The following is an 18,647-nucleotide window of genomic DNA, read 5'->3' on the forward strand; positions in this document are numbered from 1 at the left end:
CGATGAAAATCTACGAAGGACTAAGTGATATACCTCATATTCCCAATCCGGTAGTGACGAGTGGGACCTTTGATGGAGTACATTTAGGACATCAAAAGATTTTGAAACGCATCCGTGAAATCGCAAGGAATATACAGGGGGAAACTGTATTAATTACTTTTTGGCCTCATCCAAGGTTGGTCCTTTATCCCGATGAACATAATTTGAGGCTGTTAAGCACCTTTGAGGAGAAGACCAAATTATTGAGGTACTTTGGAATCGACCACTTGATTACCATACCATTTACCAAGGAATTCTCTCAATTGAGCTCCCGGGAATTTATTGAGAAAGTATTGGTGGAGAAAATCCATACCAAAAAGCTGGTAATTGGATACGATCACCGATTTGGTAAAAACAGGGAAGGTAGTTTTGAGTATTTAAAAGAGCACCATCAGGAATTTGGCTTTGAACTAGAGGAAATTTCCCGTCAAGATGTAGATGAAATAGGTGTTTCCAGTACCAAAATCCGGACCGCCCTGGAAACTGGAAATGTAAAAAGAGCGACCAGTTCCCTTGGCCGTCCGTATGAATTGAATGGGATTGTTATTAAAGGACAGCAAATAGGTAGGTCCATTGGCTTTCCTACTGCAAATATCCACATTCCGAACGACTACAAATTGATTCCCAAAGATGGGGTCTATGCGGTGGAAGCTTTGGTGAATGGTTCTTTGTTCAAAGCCATGTTGAATATTGGCAATAGGCCCACAGTGGGTGGAACCAAAAAAACCGTAGAAGCGCATTTATTTGATTTCATTGGGGATCTCTATGATAAACAGATCACGATATATTTAAAGGAGTTTTTACGAGAAGAGCGGAAATTTGACAATCTTGAAGATTTGAAAAATCAACTGGCCATGGATCAGAAATTGGCCAAGTCTTTACTATAAACCCAACGTTATGATCAATAAAACAGTAAAAGATGCAAAGGCGGCAGTAGCTGATATTCCTTCTGGCGCTATGCTGATGATGGGAGGTTTCGGACTTTCCGAAATTTCGGAAAATTGTATTTCGGCATTACTGGACCTGGATATAAATGGTTTGACCATAGTCTCCAATAATGCGGGAGTGGATGATTTTGGAATAGGACTCCTTCTCAAGAAGCATATGGTCAAAAAATGATTTCCAGCTATGTAGGTGAAAATGCAGAATTTGAACGACAATTACTGCAGGGAGAATTAGAAGTTGACCTGATTCCTCAAGGAACACTTGCGGAAAGAGTCCGTGCTGGAGGAGCAGGGATTCCAGCCTTTTTACGCCCGCGGGAGTAGGTACGGAAGTGGCTGAAGGGAAAGAAACCAGGGAATTCGATGGGAAGTTATACCTAATGGAACGTGCACTTAAAGCTGACTTCTCAATTATTAAGGCTTGGAAGGGGGATACTGCAGGAAACCTTATTTTTAAAGGAACCGCCAGGAATTTTAATCCTATCATGGCTACAGCAGGTAAAATCTGTATTGCAGAAGTAGAAGAATTAGTAGAAATAGGTGAATTAGACCCCAATGAGATTCATTGTCCTGGAATCTATGTACAACGGATATTCCAAGGCAAGAATTACGAAAAGCGAATTGAAAAAAGAACTGTTTCCAATTAAACCCAAAATCCATGTTAAGTAAAGATCAAATCGCTCAACGGATTGCCAAAGAGGTGAAAAATGGGCAGTATATCAATTTAGGAATTGGGATTCCTACCCTAGTGGCCAATTATATTCCAGACGATATGGAGGTTGTACTCCAATCAGAAAATGGTCTCTTGGGGATAGGCCCCTTTCCAAAGGAAGAAGAGGTGGACCCGGATTTAATCAATGCAGGAAAGCAAACCATCAGTATGCTCAAAGGATCTGTACTCTTTGATTCAGCTGAATCTTTTGCGATGATTCGAGGAGGACATGTGCATTTGACCATTCTTGGAGCCATGGAGGTTTCTGAAAATGGTGACATCGCCAACTGGAAAATTCCCGGTAAGATGGTGAAAGGAATGGGAGGTGCTATGGATCTGGTTGCCTCTGCTGAAAATATTATAGTGGCGATGCAGCACTGCTCAAAAAGTGGGGAGTCCAAACTACTTCCAACATGTAGCCTTCCTATTACAGGGGTACACTGTGTTAAGAAAATAGTCACAGATTTAGCGGTCTTGGAAGTGGATCCTAAAGGAGGATTTATTCTGAAAGAAAGAGCTCCTGGAGTGAGTGTCGAAGAGATCAAATCTAAAACCGCGGGAAAACTAATAATTAATGGAGGGGTGCCAGAAATGATACTCTAAATAAATACATCAGCAATTGAACTCTATGAAAGATCTAAGGGTTTACCAGAAAAATTTCCAAGAATGAAAAAGTCAGATATTAAATTTCAAATTGAACTAGACGAGAAAAGCCTTCCAAAAGCCATTACCTGGGATGCTTCAGATAAAGAAAATGAGGGGCTGGAATCTACCAAAAGTATCAGTTTGAATATTTGGGACAACCTGAATCAAAGTACACTAAGAATTGATCTTTGGACTGAAGATATGTCCGTGGTAGAAATGAAGAGATTTTATATTGATATTCTCGGGGGAATGGGGCAAACAATCTTGAACAGTACCGGTGATGAATACATGTCTGAAGAAATAAAAGATCTTTGTGACCGGTTGGTTAGACATGTCAACGAGGAAAATAAAAATTCCAAATAAAGGATTCTTATAAATAAATGAGTAAGCCCGTTTTTTAACGGGCTTTTTTTGTTGATGTAGATCAATAAAAAAAATATTTTTTTTTTTTTTAACAAAATGAATTTCCCAAAATAGGATTGTTAATGAATATCCCAATTTTTTTAAATTTTCTTTAAAAATAGCCTCAGTTTCCACTAAAGCCACTTTTCTTCAAGTAAACTATTTAATTAAATAAGTTACTAATTCGATTTTTTTTTTGCTATTTGAGCTAAATTTCAGGTGAAATTTACCCTTAATCCCCTTATCTAATTCATTATTAACATTTAAACCTAGACACTATATGATAAACTCTACTCCAAAAATTAAGCGGGTAGTATTAATGCTGTTCCTTCTAGTTTCCATGGCCTCGGCTCAGGTTTTTGCCCAAACGATGGTTTCTGGTGTGGTGACAGATGCTGACACAAAAGAAACATTAGTGGGTGTCAACATTCTTGTCAAAGGAAAAGTTATTGGTACTATATCTGATCTTTCTGGTAATTTTTCCCTAAGCGTAGACCAAGAGCCTCCATTTACTCTTGTATTTTCTATGGTAGGTTACAATTCTCAGGAAGTAGAAGTTACGGGTGGTGTCAGTAATTTAGACATCCAAATGACAGAAACATCCATCCTTGGTCAGGAAGTGGTGGTTTCTGCTTCCAGAATGGAAGAAAGTGTGTTGCAATCTCCGGTATCTGTTGAGAAAATGGACATCATTGCTATTAGAGATGCACCGCAAGCTAGTTTTTACGATGCCATCAATAACATGAAGGGAGTAGAAATGAGTACTCAGTCTCTCCTATTCAAATCTTTCAATACCCGTGGTTTCAATGCCAACGGGAATGTAAGACCGTACAATTGATCGATGGAATGGATAACCAAGCTCCAGGTTTGAATTTCTCTGTGGGAAACATTGTAGGAATTTCCGAACTGGATCTGGAAAGCGTAGAATTACTTCCAGGTGCATCATCAGCACTTTATGGTCCTAATGCCATCAATGGAATATTGTTGATGAATTCCAAAAGCCCATTCTTATACCAGGGACTTTCTGCAAACCTGAAAACTGGTATTATGAATGAAAGCAACAGGTCCAATCCAACCACAGGTTTTTATAATTTCAGCGCACGTTATGCAAAAGCCTTCAGTAATAAGTTTGCTTTCAAAGTAAACTTTGAATATTTGACTGCTGACGATTGGCAGGCCAATGATTTTAGAGATCAATCATTATTGAATGGATCTACAATAGAAACAGGAACTCCTGAAAACAACCCTGCCTATAATGGGGTGAATATTTATGGAGATGATAACAATGTGAATATGCAGTCAGTAGCACAAGCAATGGCAGCAGCGGGCTTCTTACCGGAAGCTGCGCTTCCATTGATTCCCAACACCTTTGTATCCAGAACTGGATATTTGGAACGTGATATAGCTGATTACGGCACCAAATCGATCAAATTGAATGCAGCGCTTCATTATCGAATCAATGATAATATTGAAGCCGTTTTACAAGGAAACCTAGGCTTCGGAACCACAGTTTATACTGGAGCAGATAGATATTCTCTCAAAGATTTTACCATGGGACAATACAAAGCTGAATTAAGAGCTTCCAACTGGTATTTGAGAGCTTATACTACCCAAGAACGCTCTGGAGATGCCTTTGCAGTTGGTACTGCCGCCCAAGGAATCAATGAAGCCTGGAAACCCAGTACTCAATGGTTCCCAGAATATGTTGGTGCTTATGCTCAGGCAGTAGGTGCTGGTCTACCTGCCGATCAAGCTCATTTGGCTGCAAGAGCTTTTGCCGATCAAGGGAGATTCGTTCCAGGAACAGCAGAAGTTGAAAATGCTTTAAGAGTAGTTTCCTCAAAGCCAATTCCAGGTGATCAAAACGGTGTTGGGGCAAGGTTTGTTGATAGTAGTAACTTATACCACTTTGAAGGTTCCTATAACTTCTCTGAACAAATCAAGTTTGCCGAATTTGTAGTAGGTGCTAATTATAGAATTTATAGCTTAAACTCCAATGGAACCATCTTCGCATTGGATGAAAACGGGGATGAATTCAACATCAATGAATATGGTGGATACATTCAAGGATCCAAAAGATTCTTCAATGACCATTTCAAATTGACTGCTTCTGCCAGATACGATAAAAATGAAAATTTCGCAGGACAATGGTCTCCTAGGGTTTCGGGAGTCTATACGGTAGGAAACCATAATTTCAGAGCTTCCTATCAAACAGGTTTCAGAATTCCTCATAATCAAGATCAATACATAGACTTGAACACTCCGCAAGCTAGATTGATCGGTGGGTTACCCTTCTTCGCAAACCGTTACAATTTGAATGCGAACCCAGGTTATACCTTAGCGAATGTGAGTAGCTATGGAGCAGCTGTTTTAGTTGATACACAGCCTGGATCTCCCGTATATAATCAGAGTATTCAAGAAGCTACAGATGCTGCGATTAAAGACGCAACTGAACGTGTGATGCAGCAAGTTCAGCAGGGAATTATTCCTCCTAGTGAGGCTCCTGCTGCAATTGCAGCATTGGTTCCCACTTTAGTTCCAGTATATGCTGCTCAAATTGTACCTGTAAATGCCGCAGGTGCAAATGTGGATCAATTGCAACCTTATGAGATCAAAGAATTTAAACCCGAAAGAGTCAAGTCTTTTGAGGTGGGCTATAAAGGGATTGTGGGTAATAATTTGTTGGTGGATGCCTATGCGTATTTCAATCGATTCGAAAACTTCAATGGAAATCAGGTGTTAATCCAAGATGCTTCTGATGCAGGGTTAGGTGGCCCTAATCCAATAACCGGATTGAACCTAATTGGTGCTGGCCCTGGTGGAAGAAATGTCTATTCAATCCCTGTAAACCGAACTGAAATCATTGAATCATGGGGATGGGCAGCAAGTTTGGACTACAAACTGCCTAAAGGCTACACCATTGGTGGAAACGTGTCCTATAATACCCTATCCAATTTAGAGGAATTGGCAGAGACTGGTTTCCAACCTAGCTTCAATACACCGGAATATAGATATGTGCTTAATTTTGGAAACAGAGAGGTAGTTGAGAATTTGGGATTTGCTGTTTCTTATAGATGGCAAGGTGAATTTGCTTGGCAATCATCATTTGTAAATGCTCCTGTTTCTAGCCAACAACTCTCTGTGGTGCCTGCCTATGGTGCTTTGGATGCTCAAATAAGTTATAAGCTGAAAAGCATCAAATCAATCCTTAAAGTAGGTGGTTCCAACTTGTTTAGTAATGGATATACACAAGCTTGGGAAATCCAACCATTGGAACCATGTATTTCGTAAGCTTGACATTTGATGAATTCTTGAATTAATAAAGACACAAATCAACTAAGGGGGTTGGTTCAAAATAAAAGTAGAAAGAGCCTATTCGAGTAATACTCCAAGCTCTGATTTTGAGGTGTTCCTAATCTCATATTGAGCAAAGTTGATATATGATAATATACAATGAGCTATGTAAAGAACAGGGCCATTTAGGCGTACAAAAAAGAAAAGGAGGCAGATTCTGCCTCCTTTTCTATTACCATAAATTCAATCGAAAGGATTACTCCCACTCTTTTGTCATCGTACTCACAAAACTTACTAAATCCCTGATTTCTCTTTTGCTCAAAATGGCTTTCATATCCGGCATACTGGAAGGGGAATTCTTTCGCTCTGAAATTTCAGCATTGGGAATTAATCGCTCTGGTTTTGAGGCTTCTTTAATTACCAATCCTTCTTCTGTTTCTTCCATCAGTGTACCATTTACCGCGGTACCATCTTTCAAGGTAAGCTGAACAAAACCATAGCCGGGGGCGAGTCTCTTACTTGGTTCAATCAAAGCTTCCAGGATTTGTGTTCTGGAAAGTCTATTGGCAACTCCATTTAGATGTGGACCTGCAGTTCCTCCCATGTCATCGTATCCATGACATCGAATACACTGAGCAGTTTGATTTTGGAAGAAAATCCTACGTCCAGCCCGTACACTACCTCCTTCTAGGGCACCGCTGTAAAGTGCGACAAGATCTCCTCCAGTTCTTTCTTGTTGAATTTGATCATACTTGGATTTAAGTTCTTCTGACCCTGTTTCTGAAATGGCCTCTTCTAACTCAATCATCACTTCATTAGGAAGTTTGTTGGCTTTCAAATCCTCTAATAAAGAATTCCAGATTTCAAGATTGGCCGAATTTGGAAGATTTCCCAAACTGAGTAATGCAGCTTGTCTTTCCTCAATGGTCCTATTTTGAATGACGTCTTTTAATAGGTTTTCCATTAAATCCTCAGAGATATCTGTTTTAGTCAATAAGTCCAATCCTACAACCCTTACTGCCTTTGATTTATCATTCATCGCCATTTCAATAGGACCAGATATATTGTCTGGGGTCACTTTGGCAAGTGCCAATATGGCTTCAACACGAACAGGATCTACCGGATCATTTTTTAGAATTGTGATAAGATTTGGCTCAGCTTCCGAAATTTTCAATTTCCCAATTGACCTTACAGCTTCTATTCTGATAAGATCACTTCGGTCAGAAAGTAATTTAATTAATGAGTTACCTACTGAGGCTTGAATAGGTGCTAAATCTCTCTCAACCGCTCCACGGTTTCTTCCATCAACTCTATCCAAAACGGATGGCTTTGCCCAAGTACCAATGGTAGCAATAGCCTCAGCTTTCAATACCGGATTGATTCCAGGCTTAGCGATATACGTTTTTAAATTTTCAAGGGATTTCTCAGTTCCCACACGAAGGTTTGCCCCAATGGCCCTTCTGATCAATGGCTCATTTTGAAAGGAAGTAGTCATTAATAAATCGCCCAAGGCAGGAAGTGCTGGTTCAATAGAAAAATCATCATTGATGGCTCTGGCAACTTCTGTAACGATGTATTCATCAGAATCCGAAAGGAAAGCCGTGATGCCTGGATCGGCCATTCTTCTCAATGCCAAAACTGCTCCCAAACGAACAGCGGGAGATGGATTGGAGGCCAAAGCGATCAATGGCTCTTTCTTATTGATTCTTGCCAAAGCCAAACTCGCAGCATGCCTTAAAAAGGCATCCTCGTCATTATTTTCCTTTAATACATTGATCAAACCTTCAATTGCAGGTTCATAGGATATTCTTCCCAAAGCCTCTGAAGCAAAGAACCGAACCCTGATTTCTGAATCACTCAACAAAGGCATCAAGGCATTTCCAGCCTCTTTATACTTAATATCTCCTATCCATTTTGCTGCCTGGGCTCTGATTTCAGGATCTGAATCCTGTAATAAAGCAACTAAAGACGCTGCGTAATCCATTTTATCCATTCTAGCCAACTGGCTGATGCCTACAATGGCATGGATTCTGGCAAGCTGATTGTTTTTTTGATTGATAGTGGCCTCAAAGATTTGGTAGCCCTTCTCCCCTCTTTTAGCTAATTCAAACTGGGCTTTTCTCCTTATTCTCATGTCCTTATCACCCAAATATTCTCCTAATGCTTCATCGGTAAGGGTTTTAAAATCAGTATTGATTACTTGGGCAGTGATCTTTCTAGCTTCCCAATTTTTTCCAGATGGATCATCCAGTTTCCAAACTCTCCCATAATTCTTGGTGTTCCAACCTTGAATCCAATCCGCAAAGTATAAGGATCCGTCGGGACCAAAATCAAGCCCCGTGGCCAATACTCCCCCATTACTTTTTCAGTTTGGGACATTTTAAATGAGGCACCATCTGGTTCCAGTTTAAATGCGTGAATTCCTGATGCTGTCGGGTTTCCAACGAAAGAAGCTACAAAAAATGTGTTCTTCCATTTATCTGCCAAAGCAGTACCTGGATTAAATACCATCCCGGTTGGTCCGTTGATATAATTTTGAATCGGTGGAGTGATATATGCTGCTTGGCCTTCGTGTCTAGGTAAATACAACTTTTCATCCATCCAAACCTTATAGGTATTGTTTTCAGGGTCCCTGTACTTTCCAAATTGCCAGTTGGTTCTCCAACCAGTGTCTGATCCATTTACCAAGTAAACCAAGCGTTCACTTTCTCCACCATGATCCCCGTCATTGTCCACGGAAATCAAGTTATTGTATTGGTCAAATGTAAATTCATGAGTGTTTCTCACTCCCATGGCGAAGATTTCAAAATCACTTCCATCAGGATTGGCTCTAGCAATCACCCCCTGTTAGGGTATTTCCACTCTTTCCCATCTGGACCTTTCCCATTGAATCCAATATCTCCGATTCCCCAATAAATTCTTCCATCAGGACCTAATTCTAGTCCTGACATCCCATGTCCTCCAAATCCGATATGGATTCCGTATCCATGGGAAATAGACTCTTTCTCATCCATGATGCCATCGTTATTGGTATCGGAAAGTCTCCATAAGTCTGGTCCTACCCCAATAAACAAGTTGTCTTCCAATTTCAATAAAGCACCTGCAACATCTGTCGTTACATCGTTGAAATCCTGGACCATCATTTGAGAATAATCGGCGAAACCATCTCCATCCTTATCTTCTAACCTATAAAGCTCTTCGCGCTCCACTGTCATGTCTCGCCAGTCATGGGATCCGTCCCCATTGACATCAGCAAGCCAGGTGTTTTTATCCGACATCTCTGGGGACAAGGTCTTTTGCAAGAAGGATCTTTTCTCCTCTATAGTTTGTAGGCTGATCGATTCGATTTCCCAGTCTTGGTGCCCTCTAATGTCAAATTCGGAGTTTTTCTGACGGTTGGTTCGAGTGTAGTACAAACTACCATCATCTGTGACTTGAATGGAAATAGGGTCATACACCAGTGAATCTACAGCCCATAGTTTGAGCTCCAGACCCTCTGCAAGGATGGGACTAATTTGTGTTTCAGCCGCTTGGGCCATGTTTGCTATTTCTTCTTTCGTAAGTGTTTTTTCGCGCAAGTCTATTTTTTCTCCTTGACATGCAAAAAAACCAGGAATAGCAGCCGCCAATAGGTATTTGGCATAGGTATTTTTCATCTTGGGTTGAGGCATTAAAATTTGAACAATGCCACAAAATAAGGAAAATCAATGAGCTAGCATCTCCGTTCAAAAAATGATCCTTATAAAAACAAAAATCCCGATCATAGACCGGGATTTTGGTTCACTTTAACCACTAACAACCATAAAACAAAAATGGGATTAGACCATGCGGGGATTGAGCTTTTGGTCTTAGTAGTCCGTACGGGAATCGAACCCGTGTTTCATCCGTGAAAGGGATGCGTCCTAACCCCTAGACGAACGGACCATTCAGCAAGGTATTTCAAGAACAGTTTCTAACCCATTGATTTTCAACTGTTTGTAGTCCGTACGGGAATCGAACCCGTGTTTCATCCGTGAAAGGGATGCGTCCTAACCCCTAGACGAACGGACCATTTTTGACTGCTGAAATACCTGCCTTCCGAAATGGTTTTGCAAATATAGAAGGTTCATTTTATAATCCCAATTCCCCCTCCAAAATTTCTTTGGTTTTTTGCTAAAATCCTGAGTTAAAAGGAATAAAATTTTTCTTCGAGGGGATTACAGTCTTTTGACTAATTTTAGGTTTAATTTCAAATCAGATCCATGAACCCATCTTCTGGAAAAAAATTGCCATCAATGGTTTTGGCAGAATAGGCAGATACACGGCCAAATTAATTTTAGAAAATAAATCCCTCCAACTAGTCGCGATCAATGATTTAGCAGATCCACAAGCAATTGCGCATTTGTTGAAATATGACTCAGTTCATGGGAAATTAAATGCTTCCATATCTTTAGATCAAGATCATTTACTAGTGAATGGCAACCCTATCCAATTGTTTGGTCAATCTGACCCAGCAAAACTTCCTTGGAAAGAATTGGGTATTGATTTGGTCCTGGAATGTACTGGTAGGTTCACAGATCGAGTTGGAGCGGAAAAACATTTAAAAGCAGGAGCGGAAAAAGTAATTATCTCAGCACCATCTCAAGACCCAAGTATTAAAATGGTGGTTTTGGGAGTGAATGACGAGATTCTTACTGGGGAGGAACGCATCATTTCCAATGCTTCTTGTACTACCAATTGCCTAGCTCCTATGGTGAAGGTTTTGGACGAGCAATTTGGATTGGTGAAGGGTTTTGCTTCCACTGTGCACTCTTACACCAATGATCAAAATCTACATGATGCTCCACACCGTGATTTAAGACGGGCTAGGGCCGCAGCCTACTCCATTATTCCTACTACCACTAATGCGGGTAAAGCTTTGGATATTGTGCTACCCAAACTTGCCGGAAAAGTAGAAGCTTCAGCGATGCGGGTTCCTGTCCCAGATGGCTCTTTGACAGATCTTATCGTGGAATTGCAGCAGGAAGTAACGGAAGCCCAAGTCAACCAGGCATTCAAAACAGCTAGTAATTCTTACCTAAAAGGATTTTTGGAAGTAGAGGATAGCCCGATTGTCTCAATGGATATCATAGGAAATCCCCATTCCTGCATCATTGACTCTGAATTAACCTCAGTCAAAGGAACCATGGTCAAAGTGGTAGGTTGGTATGACAATGAAGCAGGATATGCCAATAGGCTACTCAACTTGACGATGAAAATCACAAAATCTTAATCAGGATTTGACTCTATTTAGGGAAAGCATTTTCACAATAAAATTAGGAAGTGTTTTCCCTTGCTTTCGCTTTTTAAGATCGAGGTACCATCCCCATTTTTCCATAATTGGGATTTTATGGGTTTCTACCATCTCTACCAATGTTCCGTCAGGATCTTCTATGTAAGCAAAATGTCCTGCAGCTTTACCCATATCAAAGCCATTATTACTATCTACCGTAAAAGGAAATCCTGAATCTGTAAGGTTAGCACGGAGGGTTTTCATTCCGTTGACGTCAAAACAAACATGAATGAAACCCAGATCTCCCCATAACCTACCTTTATAGATCTTTTCTCGAGCTGAATTATTGACAGAAATCAGTTCAACAGTAGTTTGACAAAGTAATTTCCCAAAGGCCCCCGTTCTATTCTCTGAGCTCCTTAAAATCACCCTGGAAAAAGACTCTTGTTCTTCTGTCAAAGGAGCAAAATCTTCCCACTCTTTTGTTCCATTAAACAACACCTCAGAATGTTGGTAAATGCACTGATATAGTGGGACAGACTTTTCTATATCAGTTACTCCGATTACCACTCCGGAAACGCCTCCGGTTAAGTCTTTATTTTTGCTAAACCAGGACTGGTTTTCTTCTATCTCAAAAACATTGTCATAAGGATCTTTTAAATAAAAATGCCAAACTCCAATGGGATTTTTGCTAGGAGTTCCAAGTAAGTTGACCCCTTCGGATTTCATAAAGTCATAGGTTTCTTGGATGTCTTTACACCTGATTTTTACGGCAAGAATCCCTAAATCGCCCCAGGAAATTTTCTTAGCTGGACCAGTAGGAGTCCTGGATGTAAATTGCCAGATTTCAAAACCGCCACCCCCTTGCATATTCATAGCAAGAATGGCATGTCTTTTTTCAACTTTCCCTGCCGTATAACGAGTCATTAAAGCTGCTTCGGCACTGTCTTGGAAAATCGGAACATCCATTTTAAAAATTTTTCTATACCACTTCCATGCTTCATTAGCATCCTTTACTCCTATTCCTACTTGCTGAATGCCATTAATGGTTGCTTTGCTCATTCCGATCTAATTACTAAGTATTCTGTTTTTTAATAAAATACAATATAGACTTTTGATTGATTTTGGATTTGAATTCAATAAAAAAGTGTGAATACTAGTGAATTTGCAAGTTGAACTCTCAACCAGCCATTCACCTCATATTTCCTCGCAGAAACGATTATTTCTTTTGGGATAATATGGAAACTGGAGATTTTTCTGATCCTTCTAATGAGGTCAAAATCCTCCATAATGGTATATTTTTCATTGAATCCTTCCAATTTCTCAAAAAGACTGCGTGTAATATAAAGGGTTTGATCTCCACCTCCAGCAAAAATTCCATTAAAACGAGTAAACCATGCATTAATTTTTAGTAAAAAATGAGGACTATCGAAACTATATCGGTAACAACCAGCAAGTTTACTCTTTAAAACATTTTCATTGATATCTCTGGCAAATCCTTTGACCGGACGTGTGTCAGCATGTACAAAATAAAAAATAGAACCTTTAGCATGTTTCGCGCCTAAATTCATTTGATGCGCTCTTGATCGATTTTTTGAGGAGAAAAATTTTACTCCAAAATTCTCAGCCACTTTTTTTGTCTGATCTGAACTCTGAGCATCTACTACAATAATTTCTAAAATCTTTGGATTCTTTTCGGCCTTGATCAATGGAATGAGTGCTTTTAAGTTACCTGCCTCATTGTATGTTGGGATAATGACCGAAATGCTTTCCTCCCTAATCATCAGATCTTCTGATCACGTAATTTTTAATGGAGTTTTCCAATACCACTTTTTGTAATACACCCTCTTCATAATAGAAGGTATTGGTGTTCCCATTTACTTCTATGGAATAGACGCCTGGTTCATCCTCGACTACAGTAGTTACTAATCCAAAATTCTCTGATAAAAGAATATCTCCATGTTTGGGTTCCTCAAAATAAAGCCTGGCAGGGCTTGAATAGATAGGCTGGTTGATTGGCTCATTATTCTCGTATTTATAAGTATTCGCATCTACCTCATAATGATCCCCGTTCCAAGTAACATTTGTTTGGAAATTACCTCGATTCGAATTAGAAACTGTTGAAGCTTCATTTAATTGACCATTCAAGTAATCGGCTTTTTGAAGGAAATCAACATGAACTCTCCCAAAAAACCAAAAATCTACTAAGCTGTTGATTTCAAATTTGGTCTCCTCAAGGCTTTCAATTTTTGGGCAGTCATACCTCCAATTCGAAAACCTGCGACCACAATGTCATAGTTTTGACTAATGGTCGATTCTTGTCCCCATACAGAAGATGAAATGAATAGAAATAAAAGCAGCGATACATATGCTTTAGAAAATGAGCGGTTGAATGGCATTCTTAAGAACAAAAGGGGTTAAGTGGTTATTTGGATTGAGTTTGCAATAGTCTTTCTTTTACTTCCATCCAATCTTCTAAATAATCTACGTCAGAAAGCGTAGGCAATAAATCAAAAGGTATCTGATGAGTGCTTAGGTAGTCAGACGTCTGATTGAAGACCTCTGCACTACTCCAAGGGATATCATAAAAAAGTCCCGAGATAAAGCGATTCATTCCTAAAAGGTAATACCCCCGTCTTTAGCAGGGCCTATCACAACTTCCGAGGTTTTTAGCTTATCAAAGGCTTCTTCCAATATTTCCTGAGTAATTTCAGCACAATCCGTTCCAATAATTAATAATTGGTCAAATCCATCTTCAAATTGATCTTTAAAAGCATCTCCCATTTTTTGCCCTAAGTCCCCGGAAGACTGGATAAAAAACTGATAATCTTTATTATTCTCGTAAGTGTTTTCAGTATACTCCGAGTAATACAATAACTTTTTGCATTCCAACCCTTCTACCTGTTGATGAGTATAATCCACTAAAACCTGGTAAATTTCCAGTGCTTTTTGATCCCCCACCAGGGCTCCAATTCGGGATTTTACCTTACCGGGTATTAAATTCTTTTGAAATATTATTATTCCTTTTTTCATCAAATAAAATAAATTCAATCAGTGTTTTCAAACTTATGTAAAAGTCAAACAAGCTCTAGAAAGATATGTTCTATTTTTTAATTCTTAACAGTCTTAACCTGTATAGACTATGGGTTTCCTTATTAGAAACCTAGCCTATTAACGTATTGAATGGTTAAAATGGATGTATAATAATTGATTTGCAAAGAAAAATTGATTTAGGTGAACGGAACTATTCAGAGGGACGTTTTAAGAATAAATCAATTTTCAATAGCTTAAATTATTTTCAAAATGGCATTACGACTAGGAGATGTTGCACCAAATTTTACTGCGGAAACATCTGAAGGAACAATCGATTTTTATGAGTATCTAGGAGATGGTTGGGGAATTTTATTTTCTCACCCAGCTGATTATACTCCAGTATGTACGACTGAATTAGGCACAGTTGCAAAGCTTAAAAAAGAGTTTGAAAAGAGAAATACTAAGGTGATGGCTTTAAGTGTCGATGGGTTAGAAAGCCATAAAGGATGGATCTCTGATATCAACGAGACCCAACATACGGAAGTCAATTTTCCTATCATCGCAGATGAAGACAAAAAGATTTCTACCCTATACGATATGATTCACCCAAATTCCAATGAAAATTTCACGGTGAGATCTGTTTTTGTGATTGGGAACGATAAAAAAATCAAATTGATCATCACCTACCCTGCTAGTACAGGAAGGAATTTTGATGAACTCTTGCGGGTGATCGATTCCCTCCAATTAACGGCAAACTATTCCGTGGCTACACCAGCTAACTGGAAGCAAGGAGAAGATGTAGTAATCGCACCGGCAATCAAAAATGAGGATATCCCTGCTAAATTCCCTAAAGGACATAAAGTGATAAAACCTTATTTGAGAACAACACCTCAACCAGATTTATAAGCAAAAAAAGGGGGATTTAACATCCCCCTTTTTTATGATCTAATGGTATCAATTAATCCCGTGGTAAATTGAATCATTTTTTTGATCTGATCAAAATCTCCTTTTTGAACCAAATCTTTTCTAAACAATTGAGACCCCATTCCTACACAGCAGACCCCAGCATCAAACCAGGACTTTAAGCTTTCGGCAGTAGGTTCCACTCCCCTGTAGGTATTAATTCAATTTTTGGCAACACTGCATGAACTGCTTTCACAAAATCGGTCCCTAGTATATTTGCGGGATATATTTTCACCAACTCTGCTCCTAGCTCCTGAGCAAAATACACTTCGGAAACTGTACCACATCCCGGAATCCATGGGATATCCAAATTCTTACAAAACTCCCCCAGTTTAGGGTTCATTACCGGGGCGACAATAAATTCAGCTCCCATATCGAGAAATACTTCAGCTTGTTTTGGCTCGTAGATAGTTCCTACACCTAAACTTAGTCCAGGCATTTGATCCGCAGCTTTTCTAAGAGCAGGGAAAATTGATTTTGCCTCAGCTCCACGGTCCACCATTTCAATTACTCTGATTCCACCTTCATAGGCTACTTCCAGCATTTGAAGGCATTTTGTTTCATCAGGTGTGAAAAATATCGGCATGACACCTGCAGCATACATTCTTTTAATAAAAGGACTCGGGTTTCTCATATTATCGTTTAATTTTTCCAATGGACTCACCAACTACTAATTCCTGAATTTCAGCTTCTGAACATAAAAGCACATCACCCGGCACACTGTGTTTCAATGCGCCAGCAGCCATTCCAAATTCTATGGCTTGCATTGGATCATGGGTTAATAATCCGTGTATTAACCCTCCTGCAAATGCATCACCTGTACCTACTCTGTCCACAATCTGAGGTAAATCATATTCTTTAGAAGAAAAGGTTTGATCATGCGAATAGATTTTAGCTGAAATTCTATTGTGGGAAGAACTCAAAGACTCTCTTTTGGTATTCGCAATATATTTCAGGTTTTCAAATTTTTTGAACTGATCAGATTTTGCTGCTTCAAATCCTCCATAATTTTCATCGAGACAATTATTGAAGTCACGAGTTCCTGCAATCATCACATGGGTATATGCCATCAATTCAGGCATAATTTCATGAGGCTTTTTCCCATAATTCCAGAGATTGCTTCTATAGTTCAAATCTCCAAATACCGTGATGTTTCGCTTATTTGCCTCTTCTAGAGCTTTTACAGTAAAATCCGCACATTCTTGTGATAAGGCTGGAGTTATTCCAGACCAATGCAATGCATCCGCATCTTTCAGGATGTTATCCCAATCAAATTTATTTGAATCAACTTTGGTAAAGACAGAGTCTGCTCGATCATAGATTATTTTAGAGCTTCGCTGCATGGCTCCCTGTTCCAAAAAGTAAACTCCTATCCTGCCCTCAGTAAATTGGATAAATGAAGTATCAATCCCACAACGCCTTAGATTAGCAGCTGCAGCTAAACCTATTTCATGCTCTGGAAACGCAGTAAGATGAATGACATGATGTCCCCAGAATGCTAAAGCAGCTCCAACATTTGCCTCTGAACCTCCAAATTCCAGGTCTAATTGGTGTGCCTGAAAAAACCGCTGACTAGAGGGCGGCGAAAGACGAAGCATTACTTCGCCTAGAGAAACAATTTTTTCATTGAAGAATTAATTTTCTATAATTTCATTGTTGGAAACTAAGTTAATGAAATAAAAATATGATAAACAAAGCACTTTGTTTAGACCCTACGGATAATGTTGGAGTGGCATTAGCCGACTTGAAAATAGGTGATACATTTGATCTAAACGGGTATAAGGGAAACATTATCAGCGAAGTAGCTGCAAAACATAAATTTGCTTTAAAGGAATTTGATTCTGGTGAAGAGGTATACATGTATGGAACCATTGTGGGTGAAACAACAAAGTCCATACAGGTAGGAGAAGCGATTACTTTAGAAAATATTAAACATAAAATTCGTGAATTCCGGGATCAAGGAGCCACTTATAATTGGAATAAGCCAAACATAGAAAATATCAAGGAAAAGACTTTTTTAGGGTATCAAAGATCTGATGGTCAGGTAGGTACAGCTAATTATTGGCTCGTTCTACCGATGGTGTTTTGTGAAAACCAATGTGAAATTACTACAAGATGCCTTTGAAAAAGCCCTGGGTTTTGCCGTAATAAATCCCTATGAAAACCAAGTAAGAAACCTGGTTGCAGCTTATCAAAATGAAAAATTTACGGAATCGCTTTCGGAACCAAAAATAGATACCAATTCAAAGGTTTTTGAAAACATCGATGGCATCCGATTTTTAACTCATGACGGGGGCTGTGGTGGAACCAGAGGAGATTCAGACACACTTTGTGCCTTGCTGGCTGGATATATCAATCACCCAAATGTAGCGGGTGCTACCATTTTGAGTTTGGGCTGTCAACATGCCCAAGTTGCTATCCTTCAGGACCGGTTGAACAATATTCAAAAAGGATCTCAGAAACCATTGGTGATATGTGAGCAACAAACCGAAGGAACTACAGATCAATTGCTTCAGAAAGCAATCAATGAAACATTTAAAGGCTTGATCGAAGCCAACAAAATCAAGAGAACTCCTTCCCCTATTTCAAAATTGGTCATTGGATTAGAGTGCGGCGGTTCAGATGGTTTTTCTGGAATATCTGCCAACCCAACTTTAGGTCGTGTTTCAGATTTGGTGGTGGCTTCAGGAGGTTCGGCAATTTTATCAGAATTTCCGGAGTTATGTGGTGCCGAACAACCTATCATCGATCGATGTGTCAATCCTACTGTTGCAGAAAAATTCATCAGATTAATGGATGAATATGCCAATGCTGCCGAACGTGTCGGTAGCGGATTTGATATGAATCCAAGTCCAGGAAACATCAAAGATGGATTACTGACTGATGCCATCAAATCTTGTGGAGCTGCTAAAAAAGGAGGAACAGCGCCAGTTTCTGATGTATTGGATTATACAGAATATGTCAAAGTCCCTGGTTTGAATCTATTATGTACACCAGGCAATGATGTTGAAAGCACTACTGGGTTGGCTGGTAGTGGTGCTAACATCATCCTATTCTCTACTGGGTTGGGAACCCCAACAGGAAATCCAGTTTGTCCAGTAATAAAAGTGGCTACCAATGATCAATTGACCGCTAGAATGCCGGATATCATTGATTTTAATACGGGGGGAATAATTTCCGGAGCGGAAACCATTGAAAGCTGTGGGGAGAAGCTGTTGGATTTGATTATTGAAGTAGCTTCAGGTAGGATCAAAACCAAAGCAGAACAAAAGAAAAACTTCGATTTTATCCCTTGGAAACGAGGGGTTTCCTTATAAACAAAAAGGGCGGCCACTGGCCGCCCTTTTAAATAAACTAAAGGTGA

At 39.5% G+C, this 18,647-nt stretch carries 16 protein-coding genes, 2 tRNA genes and 3 pseudogenes; 8 read left to right on the plus strand and 13 right to left on the minus strand.

What is annotated here, in order from left to right:
- Positions 1-2: 2 nt before the first annotated feature.
- From V8V91_RS02050 to V8V91_RS02070, 5 genes and pseudogenes are all read left to right on the plus strand, one after another.
- Positions 3-926 carry a bifunctional riboflavin kinase/FAD synthetase gene (locus tag V8V91_RS02050; RefSeq protein ID WP_373398538.1) on the plus strand — a complete coding sequence of 308 codons (924 nt, stop codon included), beginning with the start codon at positions 3-5 and terminating at the stop codon, positions 924-926.
- Between the two features lie 10 nt (positions 927-936).
- A pseudogene (locus V8V91_RS02055) lies at positions 937-1,630 on the plus strand (CoA transferase subunit A).
- A gap of 11 nt (positions 1,631-1,641) precedes the next feature.
- On the plus strand, positions 1,642-2,298 hold the full coding sequence (locus tag V8V91_RS02060; RefSeq protein ID WP_373398539.1) for a 3-oxoacid CoA-transferase subunit B: 657 nt from the start codon (positions 1,642-1,644) through the stop codon (positions 2,296-2,298).
- Between the two features lie 63 nt (positions 2,299-2,361).
- Positions 2,362-2,703: a gliding motility protein GldC gene (gene gldC / locus V8V91_RS02065; protein ID WP_373398540.1), complete on the plus strand. Its 342-nt coding sequence runs from the start codon at positions 2,362-2,364 to the stop codon at positions 2,701-2,703.
- A gap of 319 nt (positions 2,704-3,022) precedes the next feature.
- Positions 3,023-6,062, plus strand: a pseudogene (locus V8V91_RS02070) (carboxypeptidase-like regulatory domain-containing protein).
- A 230-nt stretch (positions 6,063-6,292) separates the two neighbouring features.
- Here V8V91_RS02070 and V8V91_RS02075 read toward each other — a convergent pair.
- The 5 genes from V8V91_RS02075 to V8V91_RS02095 all read right to left on the minus strand — a co-directional run bounded on the left by V8V91_RS02075 (position 6,293) and on the right by V8V91_RS02095 (position 10,086).
- The gene (locus V8V91_RS02075; protein ID WP_373400592.1) at positions 6,293-8,170 is read right to left on the minus strand and encodes a HEAT repeat domain-containing protein; all 1,878 of its coding nucleotides are present in this window, start codon (positions 8,168-8,170) and stop codon (positions 6,293-6,295) included.
- A 62-nt stretch (positions 8,171-8,232) separates the two neighbouring features.
- Complete coding sequence (locus V8V91_RS02080; RefSeq protein WP_373398541.1) at positions 8,233-8,877, minus strand: hypothetical protein; 645 nt, start codon at positions 8,875-8,877, stop codon at positions 8,233-8,235.
- Entirely contained in the window at positions 8,874-9,692 is an 819-nt protein-coding gene (locus tag V8V91_RS02085) for a hypothetical protein (RefSeq protein ID WP_373398542.1), read from the minus strand. Before V8V91_RS02085 ends, V8V91_RS02080 begins: the two co-directional genes overlap by 4 nt.
- A gap of 196 nt (positions 9,693-9,888) precedes the next feature.
- Positions 9,889-9,960: transfer RNA gene (locus V8V91_RS02090), tRNA-Glu, on the minus strand.
- A 54-nt stretch (positions 9,961-10,014) separates the two neighbouring features.
- Positions 10,015-10,086: transfer RNA gene (locus tag V8V91_RS02095), tRNA-Glu, on the minus strand.
- A 199-nt stretch (positions 10,087-10,285) separates the two neighbouring features.
- On the opposite strand from V8V91_RS02095, the gene gap reads away from it, so the two are divergent.
- The gene (gene gap, locus V8V91_RS02100; protein WP_373400594.1) at positions 10,286-11,287 is read left to right on the plus strand and encodes a type I glyceraldehyde-3-phosphate dehydrogenase; all 1,002 of its coding nucleotides are present in this window, start codon (positions 10,286-10,288) and stop codon (positions 11,285-11,287) included.
- Here gap and V8V91_RS02105 read toward each other — a convergent pair whose 3' ends face one another.
- The 5 genes from V8V91_RS02105 to V8V91_RS02125 all read right to left on the minus strand — a co-directional run bounded on the left by V8V91_RS02105 (position 11,288) and on the right by V8V91_RS02125 (position 14,320).
- The gene (locus V8V91_RS02105; RefSeq protein ID WP_373398543.1) at positions 11,288-12,349 is read right to left on the minus strand and encodes a VOC family protein; all 1,062 of its coding nucleotides are present in this window, start codon (positions 12,347-12,349) and stop codon (positions 11,288-11,290) included.
- A gap of 74 nt (positions 12,350-12,423) precedes the next feature.
- Positions 12,424-13,071, minus strand: a complete 648-nt coding sequence (locus tag V8V91_RS02110; RefSeq protein WP_373398544.1) for a TIGR04283 family arsenosugar biosynthesis glycosyltransferase — start codon at positions 13,069-13,071, stop codon at positions 12,424-12,426.
- Positions 13,064-13,534: a DUF6134 family protein gene (locus V8V91_RS02115; protein WP_373400595.1), complete on the minus strand. Its 471-nt coding sequence runs from the start codon at positions 13,532-13,534 to the stop codon at positions 13,064-13,066. Before V8V91_RS02115 ends, V8V91_RS02110 begins: the two co-directional genes overlap by 8 nt.
- Before the next feature lie 178 nt (positions 13,535-13,712).
- Complete coding sequence (locus V8V91_RS02120) at positions 13,713-13,901, minus strand: hypothetical protein (protein ID WP_373398545.1); 189 nt, start codon at positions 13,899-13,901, stop codon at positions 13,713-13,715.
- Between the two features lie 2 nt (positions 13,902-13,903).
- Complete coding sequence (locus tag V8V91_RS02125) at positions 13,904-14,320, minus strand: TIGR04282 family arsenosugar biosynthesis glycosyltransferase (RefSeq protein WP_373398546.1); 417 nt, start codon at positions 14,318-14,320, stop codon at positions 13,904-13,906.
- A 270-nt stretch (positions 14,321-14,590) separates the two neighbouring features.
- Here V8V91_RS02125 and V8V91_RS02130 point away from each other — a divergent pair, with 270 nt between their 5' ends.
- A complete protein-coding gene (locus tag V8V91_RS02130; protein WP_373398547.1) occupies positions 14,591-15,226 on the plus strand; it encodes a peroxiredoxin in 636 nt (211 codons plus the stop codon).
- 32 nt (positions 15,227-15,258) lie between these two features.
- Here V8V91_RS02130 and V8V91_RS02135 read toward each other — a convergent pair whose 3' ends face one another.
- The 3 genes from V8V91_RS02135 to V8V91_RS02145 are packed head-to-tail and all read right to left on the minus strand — an operon-like array spanning position 15,259 to position 16,902.
- Complete coding sequence (locus V8V91_RS02135) at positions 15,259-15,426, minus strand: hypothetical protein (protein WP_373398548.1); 168 nt, start codon at positions 15,424-15,426, stop codon at positions 15,259-15,261.
- The gene (locus tag V8V91_RS02140; RefSeq protein WP_373398549.1) at positions 15,402-15,917 is read right to left on the minus strand and encodes a bifunctional 4-hydroxy-2-oxoglutarate aldolase/2-dehydro-3-deoxy-phosphogluconate aldolase; all 516 of its coding nucleotides are present in this window, start codon (positions 15,915-15,917) and stop codon (positions 15,402-15,404) included. The genes V8V91_RS02135 and V8V91_RS02140 overlap by 25 nt, the downstream gene beginning before the upstream one ends.
- Before the next feature lies 1 nt (position 15,918).
- On the minus strand, positions 15,919-16,902 hold the full coding sequence (locus V8V91_RS02145; RefSeq protein ID WP_373400596.1) for a PfkB family carbohydrate kinase: 984 nt from the start codon (positions 16,900-16,902) through the stop codon (positions 15,919-15,921).
- A gap of 65 nt (positions 16,903-16,967) precedes the next feature.
- Between V8V91_RS02145 and V8V91_RS02150 the strand changes: the two are divergent.
- A pseudogene (locus tag V8V91_RS02150) lies at positions 16,968-18,600 on the plus strand (UxaA family hydrolase).
- The last annotated feature ends 47 nt before the right edge of the window (positions 18,601-18,647 follow it).

Origin of the sequence: Algoriphagus halophilus (assembly GCF_041729275.1) — a bacterium.
In the GTDB taxonomy this organism is placed as follows: domain Bacteria; phylum Bacteroidota; class Bacteroidia; order Cytophagales; family Cyclobacteriaceae; genus Algoriphagus; species Algoriphagus halophilus_A.

What these genes read in the sequence shown, in the direction of transcription:
- V8V91_RS02105 (WP_373398543.1), bottom strand. Translation starts at nt 12,349, where the DNA reads ATGAGCAAAGCAACCATTAATGGCATTCAGCAAGTAGGAATAGGAGTA.
- V8V91_RS02085 (WP_373398542.1), bottom strand. Translation starts at nt 9,692, where the DNA reads ATGAAAAATACCTATGCCAAATACCTATTGGCGGCTGCTATTCCTGGT.
- V8V91_RS02050 (WP_373398538.1), top strand. Translation starts at nt 3, where the DNA reads ATGAAAATCTACGAAGGACTAAGTGATATACCTCATATTCCCAATCCG.
- gldC (WP_373398540.1), top strand. Translation starts at nt 2,362, where the DNA reads ATGAAAAAGTCAGATATTAAATTTCAAATTGAACTAGACGAGAAAAGC.
- V8V91_RS02130 (WP_373398547.1), top strand. Translation starts at nt 14,591, where the DNA reads ATGGCATTACGACTAGGAGATGTTGCACCAAATTTTACTGCGGAAACA.
- V8V91_RS02120 (WP_373398545.1), bottom strand. Translation starts at nt 13,901, where the DNA reads ATGAATCGCTTTATCTCGGGACTTTTTTATGATATCCCTTGGAGTAGT.
- V8V91_RS02125 (WP_373398546.1), bottom strand. Translation starts at nt 14,320, where the DNA reads ATGAAAAAAGGAATAATAATATTTCAAAAGAATTTAATACCCGGTAAG.
- V8V91_RS02075 (WP_373400592.1), bottom strand. Translation starts at nt 8,170, where the DNA reads ATGAGAATAAGGAGAAAAGCCCAGTTTGAATTAGCTAAAAGAGGGGAG.
- V8V91_RS02110 (WP_373398544.1), bottom strand. Translation starts at nt 13,071, where the DNA reads ATGATTAGGGAGGAAAGCATTTCGGTCATTATCCCAACATACAATGAG.
- V8V91_RS02060 (WP_373398539.1), top strand. Translation starts at nt 1,642, where the DNA reads ATGTTAAGTAAAGATCAAATCGCTCAACGGATTGCCAAAGAGGTGAAA.
- V8V91_RS02140 (WP_373398549.1), bottom strand. Translation starts at nt 15,917, where the DNA reads ATGAGAAACCCGAGTCCTTTTATTAAAAGAATGTATGCTGCAGGTGTC.